The organism is Rhizobium sp. P1_B8 (genome assembly GCF_056406515.1).
Genome location: NZ_JBFTZZ010000025.1, coordinates 84256 through 106047, shown reverse-complemented (window position 1 = coordinate 106047; position 21792 = coordinate 84256). Strand labels below are relative to the sequence as shown.

General features: G+C 61.0%; 25 protein-coding genes. 16 read left to right on the top strand and 9 right to left on the bottom strand.

What is annotated here, in order from left to right; translation table 11 throughout:
* Positions 1 to 47: 47 nt before the first annotated feature.
* From tolB to ybgC, 6 genes are all read right to left on the bottom strand, one after another.
* Positions 48 to 1358: a Tol-Pal system beta propeller repeat protein TolB gene (gene tolB / locus AC1D2N_RS26105; RefSeq protein ID WP_130652995.1), complete on the bottom strand. Its 1311-nt coding sequence runs from the start codon at positions 1356 to 1358 to the stop codon at positions 48 to 50.
* A 20-nt stretch (positions 1359 to 1378) separates the two neighbouring features.
* Positions 1379 to 1792 (bottom strand): energy transducer TonB, encoded by a 414-nt coding sequence (locus AC1D2N_RS26100; RefSeq protein WP_130758958.1) that lies wholly within the window; start codon positions 1790 to 1792, stop codon positions 1379 to 1381.
* Positions 1793 to 2932, bottom strand: a complete 1140-nt coding sequence (locus tag AC1D2N_RS26095; protein WP_130758959.1) for a hypothetical protein — start codon at positions 2930 to 2932, stop codon at positions 1793 to 1795.
* Positions 2933 to 2940: 8 nt separating this feature from the next.
* Positions 2941 to 3396: a protein TolR gene (tolR, locus tag AC1D2N_RS26090; protein WP_003542730.1), complete on the bottom strand. Its 456-nt coding sequence runs from the start codon at positions 3394 to 3396 to the stop codon at positions 2941 to 2943.
* Between the two features lie 18 nt (positions 3397 to 3414).
* Positions 3415 to 4134 (bottom strand): protein TolQ, encoded by a 720-nt coding sequence (tolQ, locus tag AC1D2N_RS26085; protein WP_003542733.1) that lies wholly within the window; start codon positions 4132 to 4134, stop codon positions 3415 to 3417.
* Between the two features lie 375 nt (positions 4135 to 4509).
* Positions 4510 to 4965, bottom strand: a complete 456-nt coding sequence (gene ybgC, locus AC1D2N_RS26080; RefSeq protein WP_018243438.1) for a tol-pal system-associated acyl-CoA thioesterase — start codon at positions 4963 to 4965, stop codon at positions 4510 to 4512.
* A gap of 119 nt (positions 4966 to 5084) precedes the next feature.
* On the opposite strand from ybgC, the gene AC1D2N_RS26075 reads away from it, so the two are divergent.
* The 7 genes from AC1D2N_RS26075 to AC1D2N_RS26045 all read left to right on the top strand — a co-directional run bounded on the left by AC1D2N_RS26075 (position 5085) and on the right by AC1D2N_RS26045 (position 11375).
* The gene (locus AC1D2N_RS26075; RefSeq protein ID WP_130758960.1) at positions 5085 to 6305 is read left to right on the top strand and encodes an NAD-dependent epimerase/dehydratase family protein; all 1221 of its coding nucleotides are present in this window, start codon (positions 5085 to 5087) and stop codon (positions 6303 to 6305) included.
* 10 nt (positions 6306 to 6315) lie between these two features.
* Positions 6316 to 7152 carry a glycosyltransferase gene (locus AC1D2N_RS26070; protein WP_130758961.1) on the top strand — a complete coding sequence of 279 codons (837 nt, stop codon included), beginning with the start codon at positions 6316 to 6318 and terminating at the stop codon, positions 7150 to 7152.
* Complete coding sequence (locus AC1D2N_RS26065; RefSeq protein WP_130758962.1) at positions 7149 to 8066, top strand: NAD-dependent epimerase/dehydratase family protein; 918 nt, start codon at positions 7149 to 7151, stop codon at positions 8064 to 8066. The genes AC1D2N_RS26070 and AC1D2N_RS26065 overlap by 4 nt, the downstream gene beginning before the upstream one ends.
* Positions 8067 to 8125: 59 nt before the next feature.
* Positions 8126 to 8833 (top strand): hypothetical protein, encoded by a 708-nt coding sequence (locus AC1D2N_RS26060; protein ID WP_130758963.1) that lies wholly within the window; start codon positions 8126 to 8128, stop codon positions 8831 to 8833.
* Positions 8834 to 8951: 118 nt separating this feature from the next.
* On the top strand, positions 8952 to 9539 hold the full coding sequence (locus AC1D2N_RS26055) for a 5-formyltetrahydrofolate cyclo-ligase (protein ID WP_130758964.1): 588 nt from the start codon (positions 8952 to 8954) through the stop codon (positions 9537 to 9539).
* A 3-nt stretch (positions 9540 to 9542) separates the two neighbouring features.
* On the top strand, positions 9543 to 10367 hold the full coding sequence (locus AC1D2N_RS26050; protein ID WP_130758965.1) for a TIGR00282 family metallophosphoesterase: 825 nt from the start codon (positions 9543 to 9545) through the stop codon (positions 10365 to 10367).
* 162 nt (positions 10368 to 10529) lie between these two features.
* Positions 10530 to 11375, top strand: coding sequence for an MBL fold metallo-hydrolase (locus AC1D2N_RS26045; RefSeq protein WP_130758966.1), 846 nt, complete (start codon positions 10530 to 10532; stop codon positions 11373 to 11375).
* A 136-nt stretch (positions 11376 to 11511) separates the two neighbouring features.
* On the opposite strand, the gene AC1D2N_RS26040 is transcribed toward AC1D2N_RS26045, so the two are convergent.
* A complete protein-coding gene (locus AC1D2N_RS26040) occupies positions 11512 to 12015 on the bottom strand; it encodes a pyridoxamine 5'-phosphate oxidase family protein (protein WP_018445919.1) in 504 nt (167 codons plus the stop codon).
* 141 nt (positions 12016 to 12156) lie between these two features.
* Here AC1D2N_RS26040 and AC1D2N_RS26035 point away from each other — a divergent pair, with 141 nt between their 5' ends.
* The gene (locus AC1D2N_RS26035; protein ID WP_018243446.1) at positions 12157 to 12903 is read left to right on the top strand and encodes a YebC/PmpR family DNA-binding transcriptional regulator; all 747 of its coding nucleotides are present in this window, start codon (positions 12157 to 12159) and stop codon (positions 12901 to 12903) included.
* 209 nt (positions 12904 to 13112) lie between these two features.
* Here the strand turns inward: AC1D2N_RS26035 and AC1D2N_RS26030 are convergent, their stop codons facing one another.
* The gene (locus AC1D2N_RS26030; RefSeq protein WP_130759652.1) at positions 13113 to 14114 is read right to left on the bottom strand and encodes an LLM class flavin-dependent oxidoreductase; all 1002 of its coding nucleotides are present in this window, start codon (positions 14112 to 14114) and stop codon (positions 13113 to 13115) included.
* Between the two features lie 125 nt (positions 14115 to 14239).
* Positions 14240 to 16555 (bottom strand): methyl-accepting chemotaxis protein, encoded by a 2316-nt coding sequence (locus AC1D2N_RS26025; RefSeq protein ID WP_130758968.1) that lies wholly within the window; start codon positions 16553 to 16555, stop codon positions 14240 to 14242.
* A gap of 244 nt (positions 16556 to 16799) precedes the next feature.
* Here AC1D2N_RS26025 and ruvC point away from each other — a divergent pair, with 244 nt between their 5' ends.
* The 8 genes from ruvC to AC1D2N_RS25985 all read left to right on the top strand — a co-directional run bounded on the left by ruvC (position 16800) and on the right by AC1D2N_RS25985 (position 21790).
* Complete coding sequence (gene ruvC / locus AC1D2N_RS26020) at positions 16800 to 17309, top strand: crossover junction endodeoxyribonuclease RuvC (RefSeq protein WP_018243449.1); 510 nt, start codon at positions 16800 to 16802, stop codon at positions 17307 to 17309.
* Between the two features lie 41 nt (positions 17310 to 17350).
* Positions 17351 to 17965 carry a Holliday junction branch migration protein RuvA gene (gene ruvA, locus AC1D2N_RS26015; protein WP_018243450.1) on the top strand — a complete coding sequence of 205 codons (615 nt, stop codon included), beginning with the start codon at positions 17351 to 17353 and terminating at the stop codon, positions 17963 to 17965.
* Between the two features lie 54 nt (positions 17966 to 18019).
* Positions 18020 to 18280, top strand: coding sequence for an AbrB/MazE/SpoVT family DNA-binding domain-containing protein (locus AC1D2N_RS26010; RefSeq protein ID WP_018445922.1), 261 nt, complete (start codon positions 18020 to 18022; stop codon positions 18278 to 18280).
* The gene (locus AC1D2N_RS26005) at positions 18277 to 18675 is read left to right on the top strand and encodes a PIN domain-containing protein (RefSeq protein ID WP_017968120.1); all 399 of its coding nucleotides are present in this window, start codon (positions 18277 to 18279) and stop codon (positions 18673 to 18675) included. Before AC1D2N_RS26010 ends, AC1D2N_RS26005 begins: the two co-directional genes overlap by 4 nt.
* Entirely contained in the window at positions 18672 to 19712 is a 1041-nt protein-coding gene (ruvB, locus tag AC1D2N_RS26000; RefSeq protein ID WP_017968121.1) for a Holliday junction branch migration DNA helicase RuvB, read from the top strand. Before AC1D2N_RS26005 ends, ruvB begins: the two co-directional genes overlap by 4 nt.
* A complete protein-coding gene (locus AC1D2N_RS25995) occupies positions 19713 to 20615 on the top strand; it encodes a metallophosphoesterase (protein WP_018243453.1) in 903 nt (300 codons plus the stop codon).
* A 7-nt stretch (positions 20616 to 20622) separates the two neighbouring features.
* Positions 20623 to 21135 (top strand): NUDIX hydrolase, encoded by a 513-nt coding sequence (locus AC1D2N_RS25990; RefSeq protein WP_018243454.1) that lies wholly within the window; start codon positions 20623 to 20625, stop codon positions 21133 to 21135.
* Positions 21136 to 21226: 91 nt separating this feature from the next.
* Positions 21227 to 21790: a DinB family protein gene (locus AC1D2N_RS25985; RefSeq protein ID WP_018243455.1), complete on the top strand. Its 564-nt coding sequence runs from the start codon at positions 21227 to 21229 to the stop codon at positions 21788 to 21790.
* Positions 21791 to 21792 lie beyond the last annotated feature (2 nt).

Below are 21792 nucleotides of genomic sequence, written 5' to 3'. Positions count from 1 at the left end.
CCCGGTTTCCATGACTTTGGGGCGACATGAAGGCGGCAGTGCATCGCCTACTCCAGAAGAGGTGACCAGGCCGGGTCGGAACCGTAGGTCGGCGTCTTCACAAGCTGCTCGTTGTAACCGGTCAGATCGATCGAATAGAGCTGCGGACCGCCCGACCCTGCCGCCTGGCGGAAGAACATCAGGACGCGGCCGTTCGGCGCCCAGGTCGGGCCCTCATTGTGGAAGCCAGTCGTCAGGATGCGTTCGCCCGAACCATCCGGTTTCATCACGCCGATCGAGAATTTGCCGCCGGCCTGTTTGGTGAAGGCGATGAGATCGCCGCGCGGCGACCAGACCGGCGTCGAATAGGATCCGTCGCCGAAGGAAATACGGGTCTGGCCCGAGCCATCGGCATTCATCACGTAGATCTGCGGCTTTCCGCCGCGGTCGCTTTCGAAGCTGACACGCGCTCCGTCAGGCGAATAGGAGGGCGAGGTGTCGATCGCAGCCGTCGAGGTCAACCGCGTCGTCGTGCGCGAGCGCAGGTCCATCGTATAGATGTTGGAATTGCCTTCCTGCTGCAGGCTCATGATCACCTTCTGTCCGTCCGGCGAAAAGCGCGGCGAGAAGGTCATGCCCGGGAAATTGCCGACGACCTCGCGCTGCCCGGTTTCGAGCTGCAGCAGGTAGACGCGCGGCTGCTGGTTGGCAAAGGACATGTAGGTGACTTCCTGCCGGCTCGGCGAGAAGCGCGGTGTCAGAACGAGATCGCTGCCATCGGTCAGCATGCGGATGTTGAAGCCGTCCTGGTCCATGATCGCGAGCTGGCGCTTGCGCTGCTGCTTGGTGCCGGATTCCGAGACGAAGACGACGCGAGTGTCGAAATAGCCTTCCTCACCGGTGATCTGCTTATAGATCGCATCGGCGATGATGTGGGCAACACGCCGCCAGTTCTCAGGCTGGGTATAGAACTGCTGCCCGGTCATCTGCTGGCCGGCAAACGGGTCCCAGAGACGGAATTCGGCACGAAGGCGGCCATCGGCTTCCTGGGTGACCCGACCGGTGACCAGCGCCTGGGCATTGATGACCTTCCAGTCTTCGAAACGCGGCGCGGCATCGGGGTTCGTTATCTTCTCGATGAAGGCGGTCTTGCTGATCGGGGCAAACAAGCCGGAGCGCTGCAGGTCGGCAGCGATGACCTGGGAGACCTGCGCACCCATATCACCCTGCAGAAAGTCGGTCACCGCAATCGGCAGCGGTTGGACGTTACCCTTTCGGATGTCGAGGGTGACGAGCGCGTTGGCCGGCGTCGCGAAGACGGCAGCGGTCATCAGACCGGCTGCGACCAAAATGGCGCGAAAAAAAGAACACTTTGTCATACCAAACAGCCTTTCAGCATCTATGGAGTCGGATCGCTGGGTTCGAAGCGCAAGACGACTTCCTTCCAGGATTCGTATTTCTCTTTCGGAAGCATGGTGAACGGCGATGAACGCAGCACCGCGCGGAGAGCCGCAGCCGACAGGCTTTTCCGAGCAGCTTCACTGCCGCCGATGGCTTCCACCTCGGGCGAGCCAACAATCGCGCCGGTCTTGTCGAGCCTTATGCGAATCTTAACTGCGACCTTGGCGCCCTCCACCTGCCCCGAAGGAGCATTGAAATAAGGAAGGACTGCCTGGCGCAAGTCCATGGCCGGTTTGTCGGAAATCTCCGCGCTGGTCGACTGCGCCAACGCTTCAGAAGCACAGGCCAGAATCGCGCCGAGCACGATGACGGCTGCAAAAGACTGGTTGCCATGGGACAGGTCCATCAGCATCTAGATTCCCATGCTGCTTGGATCGAAGTTAAGCTCGACCTCATTCCAGGCGTCATACTTGTCCTTCGGAAGCGTCGAGAAGGGTGCAGACTTCATGACAGCTCTATAAGCACCGCCTTCCAACGCGCGGCGTGTAGAGTCGCTGCTGCTGCCGCCCGACGACTCGACTTCCGGCTGGCCGATAATGTTGCCGTCTTTGTCGAGCTTCATGTGCACTTTGATGACCATGCCGGAAAGGCCTTCCATTCCGGGCGTCACAAGCCAATTACCCTCGATCAAGCTGCGCATCGCATCTTCTTCGCTTTGGCTGAGTTTCGAGCCACCATTGCTCTTCTTCGCACCCAGCGATGCCTCCTGGGTCGAGCGCTTCGCACCGCCTGCGGAAGGATCGGTTTTGTTCAGCAACGCCGCAACCTCATCGGCATTGAAATCGCTTTTCATCGACGAAGCCGATTTCGCCATTTCCTGCTTCTGATCGGCCTTCTTCTTGTCAGTCGGCTTCTCGGCAGTCTTCGGCTGGTCCGGGGTTTTTTCCGGCGGCTTTTCGGCGGGTTTCTGTGGTTCCGGCGGCTTCACCTGCGGTTTGGCGACAGGCGTCGGCACATTGTCCGGCAGCGCCTCGGCATCGGGCTTCGGCGGTTCCTCAGGCTTGGCCTGCTCTTCCGGCGGTTTTTCCTCAGGCTTCGGCGGCGTCACTTCGACAGGCTTCGGCGGTGGAATGGAGGCGACCTGCTTCGGCTGCTCGACTTCCGTTTCCTCCTTGACGATATCCTTGACATCGTTCGGGACCGGATCGGTCTTCGGCATCGGCTTTTCGCTCGAATTCGCTGCGGCCGCTTCGCTATTGCTCGGCTTGGCGTTCGGAACCGGCGGCGTCTTCAGATCGACATTGTTGTCGCCGGCATTCTCGGCGGGCTGTGCGATCGGCGGCCGTGTCGTCGGCACGGGCGCGGAAGTCTCCTTCTTCGGAGCCTTCTTGTCGCCTTGCTGCATCTGGGTAATGGATTCCACCGGCACCAGATCGACCGGCATCGCCTCGAAATCCTCCACCTTGAAGGATTCCGGAGCGCTAAGCGACACCATCGCCCAGGTGAGCACCAGGCCGTGCAAAACAGCAGATGTGATGACACTGGCCTTCATTTTGCGCGCTATTGGTCCTTCTTCTGCTGCGTCACGAGGCCGATATTCTTGAAGCCTGCACCCTGGATACGGGCCATGACGTCGGCGATGACGCCATAAGGCGCGGTCGCGTCGCCGCGCACGAAGATACGTTCGTTATAACCGGTTGTGGCGATCGCCTCGAGCTTGGCGGCGATCTCCGCGGCCGGGATCGGTGTTTCCTGCAGGAACACCTCGCCGTCATTCTTGACGGAGATGGTGATAGGCTGCGTCTCCGAATTCAGCGCCTTGGCCTGCGTTTCCGGCAGGTCGATCGGCACGCCGACGGTCATCATCGGTGCCGCGACCATGAAGATGATCAAAAGCACCAGCATGACGTCGACGAGCGGCGTCACGTTGATTTCGGAGATCACGGCCCTGTTCCGACCGCCGCGACGGCGGCGTCCGCCGCCCCCGCCGCCATTGCCTCCAACAGCCATACCCATGTGAGAATACTCCGTTGGTTACTGAGCGGCAGCGCGCGGCTGCAGTTTCTCGTCGATCTGGCGCGAAAGTATGGCGGAGAATTCATCCGCGAAACCTTCCATTCGGCCCGAGAGCTTGCCGGCATCGGCAGAGAACTTGTTGTAGGCGATAACTGCCGGGATAGCGGCGACGAGGCCGATCGCAGTGGCAAGCAGCGCTTCGGCGATACCGGGCGCGACGACCGCAAGGTTGGTCGACTTCGAACCGGCGATTGCCTGGAACGAGGTCATGATGCCGACGACCGTGCCGAACAGACCGATGAACGGACCGGCCGAACCGATGGTCGCGAGCGATCCGAGGCGAGCGCCGAGAAATTCGGTCTCACGGGCGAGCGTCACGTCCATCGCGCGGTCGATACGCATCTGCAGGCCGATCGGCGAGCGGGCGCCGCGTTCGAAGGATTTCTTCCACTCGCGCATGGCAGCCACGAAGATCGCCGCCAGACCGGTATTGTTGCGTTCCGACAGCGAGCGGTAGAGTTCTTCCAGCGACTGGCCCGACCAGAACACCTGCTCGAACTTGTCGAACTGGCGCCGCGCGCGGCCATAGGCCAGGTATTTGTCGATGACGATAGCCCACGTCCACACAGAGGCCGCGATAAGCCCGAGCATCACGAGCTTGACGACGATGCCGGCCTGCATGAAAAGCGACCAGAGGCTGACGTCCGTCGTTGCTGCTGCCAATCCTACTTGTTCCATTGATCCAAAATCCCCGAATCCAAACGCCCGGTGCTGGACCGGGCGGCACAAACTGATCTCGCAAGAAGTGTCCGGCGGCCGCCGCCCAAAGCCCTGGTCAAACTTCCAAGCTCATCTTCCGCCTTCTTGCCGTCAAATTTGGTCAAAGGAAGGCGTGCACCGCACAAACTCCGACTTTCCCAGTAAGACACCATTATGGTTAATAGATCGTTAGTGCCGGACTGTGACAGTAAGCCTGTATTTGGAAGATTTCGTTCCATGGATTACTTGACCGGAGCAAGGTCCGGCTGCCGAAAGAGCGCTCATCCTGCGGCGCGGGAATTCCTTCACATAAAGTTCAAGTTTTGACAAGGTCCGATTTTTCGGCAATTCGGCCTATAGCGGCATGCTGCCTTCCAGGAATTTCGCTGCCAGTGTTTCCGGCAACCGCCTTGGCCGCCCCCGGGCGTTGATGACGGCGATGATCACCTTGGCGGCGATCAGCAGCGTCTCGCCCGAGCGGATCTGCTGATTGAGCACCATCTTGGCGCCGCCGGCTTTCTCCGTGTGTGTCAGGATCGTCAGCACATCGTCCATGCGCGCCGGGCTCTTGAAGTCGATCTCCATGCGGTGGACAACGAAAACGAGGCCCTCCTCATCGGCGCTGACGAGTTCGCGCTGCTCGACGCCGAGGCAGCGCAGATAATCGGTACGGCCGCGCTCCAGGAAATGCAGGTAGCGGGCGTGATAGACCAGGCCGGAAAAGTCAGTATCTTCATAATAGACCCGCTGAACGAGGCGGTGTCCGGCTTCCGTCAGCTCTCCCGAAATGGAAAAAGGGCGTTCCGTCATAATTTTCTCCAAACTAAGGTGCCCTGTTTGGCGCAACGCTTCCGGACAGGCAAGCATTGAATGATTGTCACAATTCCTAACTATTCCCGATAATGAGCGACCAATCAGGAGACGATGCGATGAAGATTGCGGTTATGGGCGGAGACGGTTTCATTGGTTGGCCAACCTCGCTGCATCTCTCCGATGTCGGTCACGACGTCCATATCCTCGACAATCTCTCGCGCCGCTGGATCGACACCGAACTTGGCGTTCAGTCGCTGACCCCGATGGATTCGATCCAGGAACGTACCCGCATCTGGCATGCCGAAACCGGACGCCGCATCCACTTCAATCTGATCGATCTCGCCAAGGATTACGAACTCCTGAAGAATTGGCTCTCCGAACACCGCCCGGATGCCGTCATCCATTTCGCCGAACAGCGGGCCGCGCCCTATTCGATGAAGAGCGACCGCCACAAGAACTACACCGTCAACAACAATGTCAGCGCCACGCACAACCTGCTGAACGCGCTGACGGAACTCAATCTCGATGCCCATCTCATCCATCTCGGCACCATGGGCGTCTACGGCTATTCGACGGTCGGCGCGGCGATCCCCGAAGGTTACCTGCCGGTCGGCATCGAAACTTCAGACGGCGAGACGGTCAACCAGGAAATCCTCTACCCCTCCAATCCCGGCTCGATCTATCACATGACCAAGTGCCTGGATCAGCTTCTCTTCCAGTTCTATGCAAAGAATGATGGCCTGAGGGTCACCGATCTGCACCAGGGCATCGTCTGGGGCACGCATACCGAGCAGACGCGCCGCCATGCGCAGCTGATCAACCGTTTCGACTACGACGGCGATTACGGCACGGTGCTGAATCGCTTCCTCATCCAGGCGGCAATCGGCTATCCGCTGACGGTGCACGGCACCGGTGGTCAGACCCGTGCCTTCATCCATATCCAGGATTCGGTGCGCTGCATCGAACTGGCGCTGAAAAATCCGCCGGCGCGCGGCGCCCGCGTCGAGATCTTCAACCAGATGACGGAAACCCACCGGGTGCGCGACCTCGCCGAGATGATCGCCAGGATGAGCGGCGCCAACATTGCCTGGTTGCCCAACCCGCGCAAGGAAGCCGCAGAAAACGAGCTGATCGTCCGGAACGAAAAATTCCGCGATCTCGGCCTCGACCCGATCACGCTGGAAGCAGGCCTGCTCGGCGAAATCGTCGACGTCGCCAAGAAATTCGCCTATCGCGTCGACCGCGCCCGCGTTCCGGCCGTCTCCGCCTGGACCAAGGACATCGCCGCGACGATCAATCACGATCCGGAAGGCAAGCGGCTGAAATCCGTCTCGTGAGCGCCGCAATATGACGAGCGCCAGCGGCATCCCCGCCCGTTTCGCTTATGTCACACTCGTCACCAATGCCGACTACGCCATGGGCGCAACCGCGCTTGCCCGCTCCTTGCGCCGAACCGGCACCGGGGCTGACATCGTCATTCTCCACACCAGCGGCGTCGATGCGGCCGCCCTTTTGCCCCTGAAAGCACTCGACTGCCGGCTGATCGCGGTCGAGCACCTGCCGCTGTCTGCCGCCTTCAACGAACGCCATGCGCGTGGCCAGCTCCATTCGACAGCTCCTTTCACCAAGGGTCGCAAACCGGATTTCCATTCGCCGCTCGACAACTTCTGCAAGCTCAGGCTCTGGCAGCTCGTCGAATACCAGCGCTGCGTCTTCATCGACGCCGACGCCCTCGTGTTGAAGAACGTCGACAGGCTCTTCCTCTATCCGGAATTGTCAGCCGCCCCCAATGTCTACGAATGCCTCGCCGACTTCCGCCGCATGAATTCCGGCGTTTTCGTCGCGACGCCCTCGCATGACACATTCCGGCACATGCTCGAAAGGCTCGACAGGCGGGACGCCTTCTGGCGGCGCACCGATCAGACCTTTCTCGAGACGTTCTTCCCGGATTGGCACGGCCTGCCGGTTTATTTCAACATGCTGCAATATGTATGGTTCACCATGCCGGAGCTTTGGGACTGGAAGAGCATTTCGATCCTGCACTACCAGTATGAAAAACCGTGGGAAAAGGATCATCCCAAGGCAGCGCGACTACAACCTTTGATCGATCTGTGGCACCGTTTCCACGATGGCGGCGATGTGCCTGAGATCTCGGCGCTGGACAATCCGGAAGGGGCAGCATGAAGGTACTGGTGTCGGGTGGAACGGGTCTCGTCGGCCGGTATGTCGTCGAGGAACTGCTGGCCGCCGGATATCAGGTGATCGTCGGCGGGCGCCGCGCGCCGCTGCCTCGCCTCTTCTCTCGCCCGGTCGAGTTCGCGGCGCTTTCGCTCGATCCCGACAAGGATCAGATCGACGTCTTCGACGACGCTTACTTCTTCGTCCACGCCGCCTTCAGCCATGTTCCGGGCAAATATCGTGGCGGCGAGGGCGACGATCCGAAGACCTTCCACAGGTTGAACCTCGATGGCACCGTCCGGCTTTTCGAAGCCGCCAAACGCGCCGGCACGCGCCGCTGCGTCTTCCTGTCCAGCCGCGCCGCCTATGGCGAACATCCCGAGGGAACCGAACTGACGGAGACGATGCTGGCCAAGCCAGAAACACTTTACGGCCAGGTCAAGCTCGATGCCGAACGCGCGCTTGACCACCTCTCCACGCCGGGTTTTGCCGGCGTAAGCTTGAGGGCAACCGGCGTCTATGGCGATCTCTCGCCGAACAAATGGGACGGCCTCATCGCCGATTACCTCGCCGGCCGGCCGGTTGTTGCCCGTCGGGGAACGGAAGTTCACGGCCGCGACCTCGGTCGGGCGGTAAGGCTCATGCTGGAGACGGAAAGCACCCGCATCTCCGGCGAGGTCTTCAACGTCTCGGACATGTCAGTCGACACACGCGATATCCTTTCGCCCATCCGCCGCGAGACGGGCTGTCGGCACACGCTGCCGGCCCCTGCCGATGGCGCCGCGCTCATCCCCATGAGCACGGCGAAAATCCGCGCGCTCGGCTGGGCACCCGGCGGAGCGCCTCTATTCGAGGAGACGATGCAGCAGCTGGCCGCCGCGCTTCCCCAATCGCCAAGACACAGGTCCACGCAAGTCTGACGTTACAGAATGCGCCCGAATTGCAATCGGGGGCCCGATTAAAAATCGGGGGATTGTCCATGCAGGTCGCAACCACGTCTGCCTCCATCATCTTGCGCGGCACGTCTTCGACGGCAGCCATTTCAGTCGCCGGAAGCGAGACCGATCAAGGCGTGCTGAAGCTGCAGCGCGCCACCCAGGCGCTGCAGCAGATGCGCCAGACCTTGGCGAACTCGGGAGACGAGGCCAAGGCGAAGGCGCAACGCAAGCTCGAAGAAGCAAAACAGCAATTGGAGATGCTGCGCAGCTCCAACATGGCTCCTGAGGTAGTCGCCCGGCTGGCCGCCGAACTGGCGCGCAAGGTCGGCACCGCCGCCTCCGAATTCGCATCGGCTGTCGCGACCGGCAGCCCGGCAACAGCGGTTTCGATGGAGGCAGCCACGGGTGCTGCCGCCGTCGCAACCAGCGGGACCGATGCTGCGCTGACGGATACCGCAGGAGAAACTGCGGCCGGCGAGACCGGCTCGCAGGAACCGGACGCCGCCACCAACGCCCGCAACGCCTATGCGAGCGTCGCTGAGGATGCCCCGAAATTTTCGGGCATTTCGGCCGATGATCGCGAAACGATGGAAGAGTTCAAGGCGGTGGTGCGCGAACTCAAGCAAGTGCTCGAAAAGGCGATGCGCGAGTTGCGGCAGCAAGACCGGCAGGCCGGAGCCAATGCTGTTCCTGATATGGCAGGCTTCTCCATCGGCGCCACGATAATACCGACAAGCATCGTCGTCTGACGATCCGCAGCCGCCGTCGGACGAGGCGTGAAACGCGCGTGATACCGTCGCATCCGGCATTTGCATCGGACATCCAGCCGTCTATGCTCGGGTAAATCTCTCAGAACCGGCAGATCGAATGACCGCGAAAGAATTGAAAGCGCAGCTGCGCAACGAACGGCTGTCCGCACGCGACGCCATCCCCGCCGAGAAACGCGCCTCCAAAAGCCTCGCAATGGCCGAACATGCCGGCGAGGCCGTCGGTTTTGCGCTGGGTACCATCGTCTCCGGCTTCCTACCGATCCGTTCGGAAGCCGATCTCAGGCCGCTGATGTCGCGCTTTGCCGTGCGCGGTGCGCGGCTCTGCGTGCCGGCGATCCTTGACCGGCAGACCATCGTCTTTCGCGAGCTGGCGGAAGGTGCGCCCCTCGTCGACACCGGTTTCGGCACGGTCGGCCCGGACGCAAATGCCGCCATTCTTGATCCCGAGATCATGCTGGTGCCGCTTTCGGCCTTCGATATCAGCGGCCACCGCATCGGCTACGGCGCCGGCCACTACGACCGCGCCATCAGCCGGCTAAGGCAAAAAGGCCTGCATCCGAAGCTGATCGGCATTGCATTCGACTGCCAGGAAGTGGCACATGTGCCCGCTGAGCCGCACGACATAAGCCTGGATGCCATCCTGACAGAAAGCGGCCTTCGCTTTTTTGCCTCTTGGATTGGATAGGGAATGCGGCTGCTTTTTCTGGGTGACATGGTCGGCAAGACGGGACGCACGGCGGTCTGGGACCGTCTTCCCGGCCTGGTTTCCGACCTCAAGCTCGATTTCGTCATCGTCAACGGCGAGAATGCCGCCGGCGGCTTCGGCATCACTGAGGACATCTTTCTGGAAACGATCAATGCCGGCGCCGATGTGGTGACGACAGGCAACCACGTCTGGGACCAGAAGGAAGCCGTCGCTTTTGCCGGCCGGCACGATCAGTTCTTGCGTCCCGCCAACTATCCCCAAGGCACGCCCGGCCGTGGCTCCGGCCTTTTCTATGCCAGAAACGGAGCGCGCGTGCTCGTCGCCAACGTCATGGGCCGGGTCTTCATGCATCCCGAACTCGACGACCCCTTCAAATCGGCGGAGGTCATCCTCGACGCCTGCCCGCTGAAGGAGCAGGCCGATGCGATCATCTTCGATTTCCATGCTGAGGCGACCAGCGAGAAGCAGTGTTTCGGCCATTTTGTCGACGGCCGCGCCAGCTTCGTCGTCGGCACCCACACGCATGTACCGACGGCCGACGCACAGATCCTGAACGGCGGCACCGCCTATATGTCGGATGCCGGCATGTGCGGCGACTACGACTCCTCTCTCGGCATGGACAAGGAGGAGCCGCTCAACCGCTTCATCTCCAAGATGCCAAAGGGCCGCATGGAAGCCGCGAACGGCCCCGCGACGATCTGCGGCGTCGGCGTGGAGATCTCGGATACGACAGGACTTGCAGAAAAGATCGCGCCGCTCCGGCTCGGACCGCGGCTGGCCGAAACGATGCCGGAGTTCTGGCGGTAACAGGCGACGAGCGGCCGTCCAACACGCAATTGTGAGAACCCGCCGTCTGGACCCCTGCGGCATCATGCCGCATCCTCCCCGCCACTCGGGTATAACCCCAAATCGGAATCGATTTTCCGGGTTATGCGCCGGTTGAAGGTGATGGAGCGCCGGAGGGGTGGCATGAAGCCGCGGTATCTTATCCTCGCTATCGCATGCCTTGCGGCCTTCGCCGCGCCCGATCTTGCCGGGGCACAAGAGCAGCGGCCACCGGTCAGCCAGTGCCAGGCGATCGCGCAAACCATCCCCAAGGTGACCTTCGCAAGTTTCTCCGGCGCCCCGCCGCTGATGCCTGCCGTTTCCGAGGGCGAGGACGTCAAACTGACCTTCCTCGGCCATTCCACCTTCGAGATCGAGACCCCGGGCGGCATCGTCATCGCGACAGACTATAATGGCTGGTACAGGCCGGCGACGATGCCCGATGTCGTGACCATGAACAAAGCGCACACGACCCACTATACCCTGACCCCCGATCTCGGCATCAAGCACGTGCTGCATGGGTGGAGCGAGTTTCCGGGCGAAAAGGCCAACATCAATCTCGTCGTCGGCGATGCCTATATCCGCAACGTTACGACGGATATCCGCTTCAGCTACGGCCTCGGCGGCGCGCATGAGAACGGCAACTCCATATTTATCTTCGAGATCGCTGGCCTGTGCATCGGCCATCTCGGCCACCTGCACTACGAGCTGACAGATGCCCATTATACCGAGATTGGCCGCCTCGACGTCGTCATGGTCCCCGTCGACGGTGGCCTGACGATGGGCGCCGACAGCATGAGCCGCGTCATCAAGCGGCTACGCTCGTCGTTGATCCTGCCGATGCACCGACGCGGCCCGCCAGTCGAAGCCTTCGTCTCGATGTTCGGCAAGGATTTCGACGTCGCCAATGCGCCCGATGCCAGTATCATCGTCTCCATGCGCACTCTGCCGAAAAAGCCGCTGATCTATGTGCTGAAGGGCGTGCAGTAAAAGGCCCGGCGGTTTTCCTTCTACAGCGCCGCGCGTCTTTTCAGACGCGCAAAGGACGCTGTAGCACTTTGAATTGCTGCATAATTTTATCCTTAAATCGATTCCGATTTAAGGAATTATGCAGGGGCACTGCGCGTCAAGCGAACTGCAGGTGACGCTTGATTCCGACATCCGGCATCTTGTCATCGTCGAGATTGGCCTTGGCGATCTCCCAGCCGAATTTCAGCTTGTTGCCTGTGGAAACCCAGATCTCCGCATCGTCGACATGGAGGGACAGCATGGTGAGCTTGGGGTCCTTCTTGCCGCCGTCATACCAGGCTGCGACGATCGAGCTCCAATATTCCTCGATCTTGGAAGGGTCAGGATGCACCTCAATCACACCGGCGAGGCAGGCGTGATAGTCGTGATCCTTACCGACGACACAGAAATGCGCGCGGCTGCCGGGCTTGATGGCGCGCACGATGTCGGCATCGGTCTTGGTGTAGAACCAGATGGTGTTGGTGGTGGGATCGGCATGCGGCGCCATCGGCTGCATGTGCATATCCAGTCCGGAAATTCCGAGCATGCCGGCATGGACATCGTTGACCTGATCCCAGAGCTGACGTGCTGGATGTTCCTGCGCCTCGCTGAGACTTGCCATGACCGTTCCTTTCCGTTGGATGGAGTTCGATTGAAACGCCATCCCCTCGCCTTTGTTCCGAACTGCTTTTTCCTTGAACGGGTGCCGTTTCGCTCTTATAAGGCGGCCCATTCCGAACAATGAGACGTGGACAGGGGTGCCATGGCTGGCCATTCACAGTTTAAAAACATCATGCACCGCAAAGGCCGTCAGGATGCCGTGCGGTCGAAAATGTTCTCCAAGCTTGCGCGCGAAATCACCGTTGCCGCCAAGGCCGGCCTGCCCGACCCGACGATGAACGCCCGCCTTCGCCTGGCGATCCAGAACGCCAAGGCCCAGTCCATGCCGAAGGACAATATCGACCGCGCCATCAAGAAGGCAGCCGGCGCTGACGGCGAAAATTATGACGAAGTCCGCTATGAGGGCTACGGCCCCGGTGGCACGGCGATCATCGTCGAGGCTCTGACCGACAACCGCAACCGCACCGCCTCCAACGTCCGCTCGAGCTTCACCAAGGCCGGCGGCGCTCTCGGCGAAACCGGTTCCGTTTCCTTCTCCTTCGACCATGTCGGCGAAATCACCTACAAGCTTTCCGTCGGCGATGCCGACAAGGTGATGGAAGCCGCAATCGAAGCTGGCGCCGACGACGTCGAGACCGACGAAGACGGCCACTACATCACCTGCGGCTTCGAAGCCCTCGGCGAAGTGGCGAAAGCGCTGGAATCGAGCCTCGGCGAAGCCGAAACCGTCAAGGCCGTCTGGCGCGCCCAGAACAACGTGCCGGTGGACGAAGAAAAAGCCCAGTCACTGATGAAGCTCATCGACAGCCTGGAAGACGATGACGACGTGCAGAACGTCTATTCCAACTTCGAAGTCTCGGAAGAAGTGCTGGCGAAGCTCTCGGCCTGATCTCCTCAGGCAGATGTCAAAAATAAAAACCCGGCTGCAACGCCGGGTTTTTTCTTACCGGAAAGGTGGCGCCGTCAGAGTGCTCCTTGCGTAGATCCTAGAGCATGATACCGAAAAGTGTGGGCGGTTTTCGGACGACATCATGCTCTGATATATAATGTAGAACAGGATTCAGATTTTAGGCCGACCCGGTCTAAAATCATCCTGTTCTAAGCGGCGGCTCGCATAAAGCTCCCCAGCCCTGCGAATAGTTCCACCGATGTCAGCCGCGCCTCAATGTCGTGGATCGGCATCGAGATGATCACCTCGTCGGCCTGCGTTTCCCGCAGAAACTCAGTCAGTTTCGCCTCCGCCGTCTTCGGCGAACCTACCACGGCATAACGCAACGTGTGTTCGACATTCATCTTCTCCATCGGCGACCAGAAATCCCCCATATCGGTCACCGGACGTGGGAACGGGCCGCGGACATTGCGGCGCAGATTGACGAATTGCTGCTGGGCGGAGGTGAAATGGTAGCGCGCCTCCTCGTCCGTCGCCGCCACCGCCCCCATGACGCCGACCATCACATGCGGCTTGTCGAGCGTCGCCGAGGGCTGGAAGCGGTCACGGTAGATCGCGATCGCATCGAGCAGCATGTCGGGCGCGAAATGCGAGGCGAAGGCATAGGGAAGCCCGAGCATGGCGGCGAGCTGGGCGCTGTAGAGACTGGAGCCGAGCAGCCAGATCGGGATATGTGAACCATTGCCGGGAACTGCGAGGATCGCCTGGTTCTCGACCGGCGTATCGAGGAGTTGCTGCAGCTCCACCACGTCGTTCGGGAAGCTGTTTGCACCGGCCTCGAGGTTGCGCCGCAGCGCCTGTGCCGTGCGCATGTCGGTTCCCGGCGCGCGCCCGAGGCCGAGATCGATACGGCCGGGGAAGAGTGCCTCCAGCGTACCGAACTGCTCGGCGATGACGAGCGGCGAGTGATTGGGCAGCATGATGCCGCCGGAGCCGATGCGGATGCGCTTTGTCGCGGCCCCGACATGGCCGATGACGACTGATGTGGCAGCGCTGGCGATCCCCGGCATGCCGTGATGTTCAGCAAGCCAGAAGCGCTTGTAACCGAACTCCTCGGCCTTCACAGCCATTCGCGCCGAGGCCTTGAGGGACTGGTGCACGGTGCTGCCTTCGGCAACGGGGGAAAGGTCGAGTATGGAGAAGGGAACCATGGGAAACCTGCCGGGCAGTTGGACGATGCCGTCTATGTAGGTTCGCGCCGGCGCCATTCCAAACCATGGACGCAACAAAAAAGGCCGCGCGAGCGCGACCCTTATGCAATGTGGAAAGGTGTGGCTTACCGCTGACGGCGCAGCACATGCACCTCGGCGCTCTGCTTGTGATGGCTATGCGGTAGCGTGAAATTGTCGAGCTGGCGGTCCATTTCCAGGGCTTCCGTCGCCAGCCGGTGGATCGCCGCCGTCGTCTCCTCGACCATCGAGGCGTTCTGTTGCGTCATCGTGTCGAGTTCTGCGACGGCGCTATTGATCTCACGCAGTGTATTGGCCTCCTCGCGGGTCGCACCCATGATCTCGTTGATCTGCCCATTGATCGCCTCGACATGGGCGCCGATGCCCGTCAGCGCAACGCCCGCTTTTTCCACAAGCGTAACGCCGCTTTCGACCTCATGCGTCGATTTCTGCAGCAGGCTGGAGATCTCCTTGGCCGCACTCGATGAGCGCTGGGCCAGCTCGCGCACTTCCATGGCGACGACGGCGAAACCCTTGCCGGATTCACCGGCGCGCGCTGCCTCAACACCGGCATTGAGGGCCAGGAGGTTGGTCTGGAAGGCGATGTCGTCAATGACTGAGATGATCGTGTTGATCTGGCGCGAGGAGGCCTGGATTGCCTCCATCGCCGCGATCGTCTCGCGCATGATCTGGCCGGAACCCGTCGTCTCCTTCTTGGCGTCGCGGGCGATGCGCTCGGCCTGTTCGGCTCGCTCGATCTGCCGGCGGACCGACTGGGTGATGGCGCTGATCGCATTTGCCGTCTCGGTGATCGAGCCGGCCTGGCGCTCGGTGCGCCCGGCAAGCTCGTCGGCGCCGGTGCGCATCTCCTCGGAGCCGGCGCGCACCGCCATGGAGTTGCCGCCGATTGCCGTCATGGTTTCGCTGAGCGTCGCCAGCGCCTCGTTGAAATTGACCCGCAGGCTTTCGAGCTCGTTCGGGAAGCGCGTATCGATCTGGTAGGCGAGATCGCCGTTCGCCAGATGATGCAGGCCCTCGTCAATCGCCTCGACCACCTGCTGCAGCGTCTTGGCCTCGGCCTCACGCTCGGCCAGATTCTGCTGGCGGTCGTGCTCGGCCTGCAGGCGGGTCTCTTCGCTGGCAGCTTCGAGCTCGCGGCTTTCGATCAGCGAGTGGCGGAAGCGGTCGAGCGCGTTGGCCATCGTGCCGATCTCGTCCTTGCGGTTCAGGCTGCCGATCTCGCTGTCGAGCTTGCCGTCGGCGACATCGCGGGTGACGCCGGCAAGCCGCGCAAGCGGCGAAAACAGGAAATTGGTGACGAGCCCGGTCGCGATCGCCATGACGACGAGCACGCCGACGCCAATCATCGTCAGCAGGGTGGCGATCTCGATCGAGCCGGCATTGAGCTCGCTCAGAAGCACGCTCTCGGCCACGAGGAAACGGTCGCCGCGATAGTCGATACCGCGGACATAGGCGCGGGCCGCGCCGTCCGCCCGGCTGAAATCGGCAACCGTCATCGCCGAACTGGCAAGCGCGCTCTTGATGAAGGTGAAGGGCGTCGTATCGAGCGTCGCAAGCTTGCCGCTCGCGTCGAGGCCGACGGCGGAGCCATCGCCGGAGACGATCGCCGCCCGCGCCGTGCTGCCCTGGACGATGCCCTTGGCGAGGATGCCGGTGACGATCTCGTCGCGCACCTTGAAGAGAATGACGCCCTTGGCCGCTCCAAGCTTGACGATCGGCACGGCATAAAAGATCGCCGACTTGCCGCTGCCGGCATCGACACGAAGGCCGGAAAAGCCTGTCGGCGCTGCATCATCGGTCGCCTTGGCGGTATTCTCGATCGCCTTGGCGAATGCGATGCCGGCGCCGGTCCTCTTCCAGGCATCCGACTTCAGGTTCTCGGCGAAGTCGTCTTCCTTCTTATAGGAATAGAGAACGGTGCCCTCGAGATCGACAATCAGCAGATCGCTGAAGGCGGTATCCTCGAGGTCGCGGGCGACTTCGCCCTGCGTCTTCTCGTGGCTCGAATAATAAAAGCCGCTCGGCCCTTCCGGCTTGATGAGCTTCTCGCGCTGGTCGGCGGGGTTGGGGTTGCCTGCTATGAAAACCTTCTTCAGTTCGGCGCGGGCATCGCCCGCGGTCTTCTCGATGGTCTTCCAGCCGCTCTTCAGATTGGTGATCGACATCTGCAGCGCCTCGATGCGCGCGATGGAATTTGCTTGGTTTTCAAGCTGCGTCAGCTGGTCCTGCAGCATGTCGCCGCGAAAAATCAGCACACTTTCCTTGGCCTTCAGCGCCTGCTCGTCGGAAATGCGGCTGCTGGCGAAATAGGCAAGCACATCGATGACCGCGATGGACAGCACGGTCATCAGAATGAACGTGACGATGACCTTGAAGGACAGGGACTGAAATCTCTGAGCCATGTACAACGAACCCCTTCTGAACGCGCCTGCCAGCGCGGGCACGCAGCGCATGCCTGATCTACTGACCTGTAAACAGAACATCGGAGGCTTAACTCTTTGCCAAAAGAAGCCCCTCTCGTATTCGATGACTAGAATTCAGGCATCTGTTTTAATTCGCGGTAAATGGCAGGGCCGAAATTCAGGAACGTTTTTGTTTTGTTCACATATCGATGGCACTTATTTCGCAATCGCTATAGGTTGAACCATGCAAAATACGATTCGCATCGTCGGCATCGATCCCGGGCTTCGTCGCACCGGCTGGGGAGTGATCGACACATCAGGCAATTCCCTGCGGTTTGTGGCATCTGGAACCGTGACCTCTGATGGAGACATGGACCTTGCCTCCCGTCTCTGCCAGCTGCACGACGGCCTGGCGGAGATGGTCCACAGCTATAAGCCGGATGAAGCCGCCGTCGAACAGACCTTCGTCAACAAGGATGCGGTGGCAACCCTGAAGCTTGGCCAGGCCCGTGGCATCGCCATGCTGGTGCCGGCACGTGCCGGGCTGCCGGTCTCCGAATATGCCCCGAACGCCGTCAAGAAGGCCGTCATCGGTGTCGGCCATGGCGAAAAGCACCAGATCCATATGATGTTGAAGATCCTGATGCCGAAAGTCGAATTCAAGGGCGACGACGCCGCCGACGCCTTGGCGATCGCCATCTGCCATGCGCACAATCGCGGCAGCAACCGGATGCGCCAGGCACTGGCCGGTTAATCTATACTTGACTTGTTCCCATCTGCTGAGAGACCCGACCCATGATCGGCAAGCTGAAAGGCACCATAGACGAGATCGGCGAAGACTATGTGCTCGTCGATGTGCACGGCGTCTGCTACGTCGCCCATTGCTCGGCCCGCACCCTGTCCAAGCTCGGCTCGGCCGGCGAGGCCTGCGTGCTGTTTATCGAAACCTATGTGCGTGAGGACCAGCTGAGGCTCTTCGGCTTCATGACCGCGCTGGAGCGGGAATGGTTCAACCTGCTCCAGAGCGTCCAGGGCGTCGGTGCCAAGGTGGCGCTCGCCGTGCTCTCGACGTTGACGCCAGGCGAACTCGCCAATGCGATCGCCCTGCAGGACCGCGCCGCCGTCTCGCGTGCGCCGGGCGTCGGTCCGAAAGTGGCGATGCGTCTTGTCACCGAGCTCAAGAACCGGGCGCCGGCCTTTGCCGGCGAAGCGATCAATATCGCTCTCAAGCAGGAACTCGGTGAAGGCGTCGCGGCAGCACCCGTCGCCGATGCGGTGTCCGCACTGACCAACCTCGGCTATTCCCGCGACCAGGCCGCGAATGCGGTTGCCGCGGCAATGAAGGCGGCGGGCGATGGCGCCGACAGCGCCAAACTGATCAGGCTGGGATTGAAAGAGCTGGCGCGGTGATTTCCTTGAATATATCGCTATTCCTTACTAAACTTGAATGGTAAGGAGATCCGCATGAATATCTACTACGGTACGATGACATCGAAGGGCCAGACAACAATTCCGGCTGAAGTTCGTGAATTGCTGAATCTGAAGTCCGGCGACAGGATCCGCTACATCAATCGCGATGGCGAAATCATCATGAAAGCCAAGAACAAACGCGCCATCGACCTTGCAGGCAAGTTTCACGATCCGAACCGACCGACGATCACTTTGACGGAAATGGACGAGGCGATTGGGGAAGCCATCGCCGATCACGCGACTAGTGCAAGATGATTGGCCTCGACACCAATATTATGCTGCGCTTCCTCCTGAAGGACGATGTCGTCCAGACGGAGAAGGTCACAACGCTCTTCGCGAGCCTGTCCGATACGGCACCCGGCTATATCAGTTGCATCACGCTGATGGAATGCGCCTGGTTCTTGAGACAACGGATCAAGCTGAAGAGAGAACAGATCATGGAGGCGATTTCGGACTTGTTGGACTCGGCCGACCTGATCCTTGAAGATGAAAGAGTAGTCGAGGAGACGCTCGCAATCATGGTGCGGACGAATGCAGAATTTGCAGATGTCTTCATCGCCCTTCGTAATCGTGATGCGGGCTGCGTGACAACCAGGACATTCGATGCCCAAGCCGCAAAAACCATACCTGGAATGGAACTTTTGACATGAGCGAATCCGCCCGCCTGATATCGCCGGAAAAGCGGGGCGAAGACCTTGATATCACGTTGCGCCCGCAATCGCTGGACGAGTTCACCGGCCAGGCGGAAGCGCGCGCCAATCTCAAGGTCTTCATCGAGGCGGCGAAAAACCGAGGCGAAGCGCTGGACCATGTGCTCTTCGTCGGTCCGCCAGGCCTCGGCAAAACGACGCTGGCGCAGATCATGGCCAAAGAGCTCGGCGTCAACTTCCGCTCGACGTCGGGCCCGGTGATCGCCAAGGCCGGCGATCTCGCTGCCCTGCTCACCAATCTCGAGGAGCGCGACGTGCTCTTCATCGACGAGATCCATCGCCTCAACCCCGCCGTCGAGGAAATCCTCTATCCGGCCATGGAAGATTTCCAACTCGACCTCATCATCGGGGAAGGCCCTGCGGCTCGCTCGGTGAAGATCGACCTGTCGAAATTCACGCTGGTGGCGGCCACCACCCGCCTTGGCCTGTTGACGACGCCGCTGCGCGACCGCTTTGGCATTCCGGTGCGCCTGAGCTTCTACACAGTCGAGGAGCTGGAACTGATCGTGCGCCGTGGCGCGCGGCTGATGAACCTGCCGATCACCGAGGAGGGCGCCCGCGAGATCGCAAGACGCGCCCGTGGCACCCCGCGCATCGCCGGCCGGCTGTTGCGGCGTGTGCGCGACTTTGCCGAGGTGGCAAGGGCAGAGGCCGTCACCCGCGAGATCGCCGACGAGGCGCTGACCCGCCTGCTGGTCGACAATGTCGGCTTCGACCAGCTCGACAAACGTTACCTCAACATGATCGCCGTCAATTTCGGCGGCGGCCCGGTCGGCATCGAAACCATTGCCGCCGGCCTTTCCGAGCCGCGCGACGCGATCGAGGACATCATCGAGCCCTACATGATCCAGCAGGGTTTCATTCAGCGCACGCCACGCGGCCGTGTTCTGACCGCAATCGCGTGGAAACATCTGGGAATGCAACCACCTAAGGATATGGAGGCTGCGCAGTTCCGGCTGTTCCAGGAGGACAATTGAGTGATCACCCGCCGCGGATTTTTCAAGGTTCTCGGCGGCAGTGTCGCAGGCGTCATGTCGCTCGGTGGTTATGCCTTCGCTTATGAACCGCTCGCGCGTCTCGCCATCACCCACTACCAGCTGACGCCGCCGGGCTGGACGCCAGGGCTCAAGCTGCGCGTCGTCGCGCTCGCCGATCTCCATGCCTGTGAACCCTGGATGTCGGCAAGCCGCATTGCCGCGATCTGCCACAGGGCGAATGAACTCGAAGGCGACATCACCGTCCTGCTCGGCGATTACGCTGCGGGTATGAACATGGTGACGCAGTACGTGCATTCGAGCCAATGGTCGAAGGCGCTCGCCACCTTGCAGGCCCCTCTCGGCGTCCATGCGATCATGGGTAACCACGATTGGTGGGAGGACAGGACCGCTCAGAAGAACGGCGGGATGGAAACATTCGGACACCGAGCCCTCGCCGACGTGGGCATTCCGGTCTATGGCAACCGCGCCGTTCGGCTCGAAAAGGATGGCCGCGGCTTTTGGCTGGCAGGCCTCGAGGATCAACTGGCGCTGCTGCCGGGCCGGAAGTGGGGCCGCACGCAGATGCTCGGCCTCGACGATCTCGATGGAACGATGGCTCAGGTGACGGACGATGCGCCCGTCATCCTGCTTGCCCATGAACCCGATATCTTTCCGCGCGTGCCCGAGCGCGTCTCGCTGACGCTATCGGGCCACACCCATGGCGGACAGATCCGTCTCCTCGGCCGTTCACCGATCGTGCCCTCGCGATACGGCAATCGCTACGCCTATGGCCATATGATCGAGGAGGGGCGTAATATCATCGTTTCCGGTGGCCTCGGCTGCTCGATTGCACCGGTCCGCTTCGGCGTGCCGCCGGAAATTGTCGTGATCGATCTTGGATAAGAATGGCATGACCAAGCGCACTCTCATCCGCCTGAATGCGGGCGCTGAGCGTTTCAACTATCGCATCGCCGGCCTCGGCTTTCGCGATGGCCACGTGCTCGTTCATCGCGCCGTGCATGAACCCTTCTGGACCTTTCCAGGCGGCAGGGCGGAAATCGGCGAGACGTCGGAGGAAACGCTCAAACGAGAGATGGTGGAGGAACTGGGCGTCGAAGTCACTGTCTTCCGCCTGCTGTGGATCGTCGAGAATTTTTTCCACTACGAACAGCGCGACTGGCATGAACTCGGCCTCTATTATCTGATGGACATCCCGGCGGAATTCCCCTTCCGGCCGGGCGAAATCATCCATCGGATCGAGGACGGCGACAACTATCTCGAATTCAAATGGGTGCCAGCAACGCGTAGTGCCCTGACCACACTCGACATCCCGCCCTATTTCATCGCCGATGAAATCGAGAGCCTGCCCATTGCGCCACGTCATCTCGTCTGGCGGGACGGCGATCTCGATGACAAGAACTGATGCAAGCAATTCAAGGTGTTACAGCGTCTTTTGCGCGCCTCAAAAGGCGCGCGGCGCTGTAGCCAAAAGCGCTTAAAGAGGAGATGCGCCGATGCCGACCTTCGATCCTGTCAGGCCATTCCGAAAACTTGCCTACAACAACGCCCTTGCCAACCGCCGGCTGCTTCAAGCCTGCGCGACATTGAAGCCCGGCGAATTCGAAGCGCCGCGCACCAGCTTCTTCCCCTCGATCAAGGAAACCTTGAACCACATCATCACGGTCGATTGGTTCTATGTCGACGGCCTGGAAGGCGGAACGCTCGGGCTCAAGGCCTTCGAGGCCGACGAACCATTCGATGACGTTTCCTCGCTGGCAGAAGCACAGGCGAGGGTCGATCAGCGCCTGGTGGCACTTTGCGAGGCCCTGACGCCGCAGAGGCTCACCTCGACCATCAGCCTCCATCGCGGCGCCCGCATCCAAGAAGAGCGGATGGAAGACGTGATCGGTCACCTCTTCCAGCACCAGACCCATCATCGCGGCCAGGTGCATGCGATGCTCTCCGGCACCAGCGTCGCTCCGCCGCAACTCGACGAATTCATCGTTGCCGACGATGCGCGGTTTCGTGGCACGGAACTCACCGCGCTCGGCTGGAACGAAGAAACGCTGATGCGCTGATT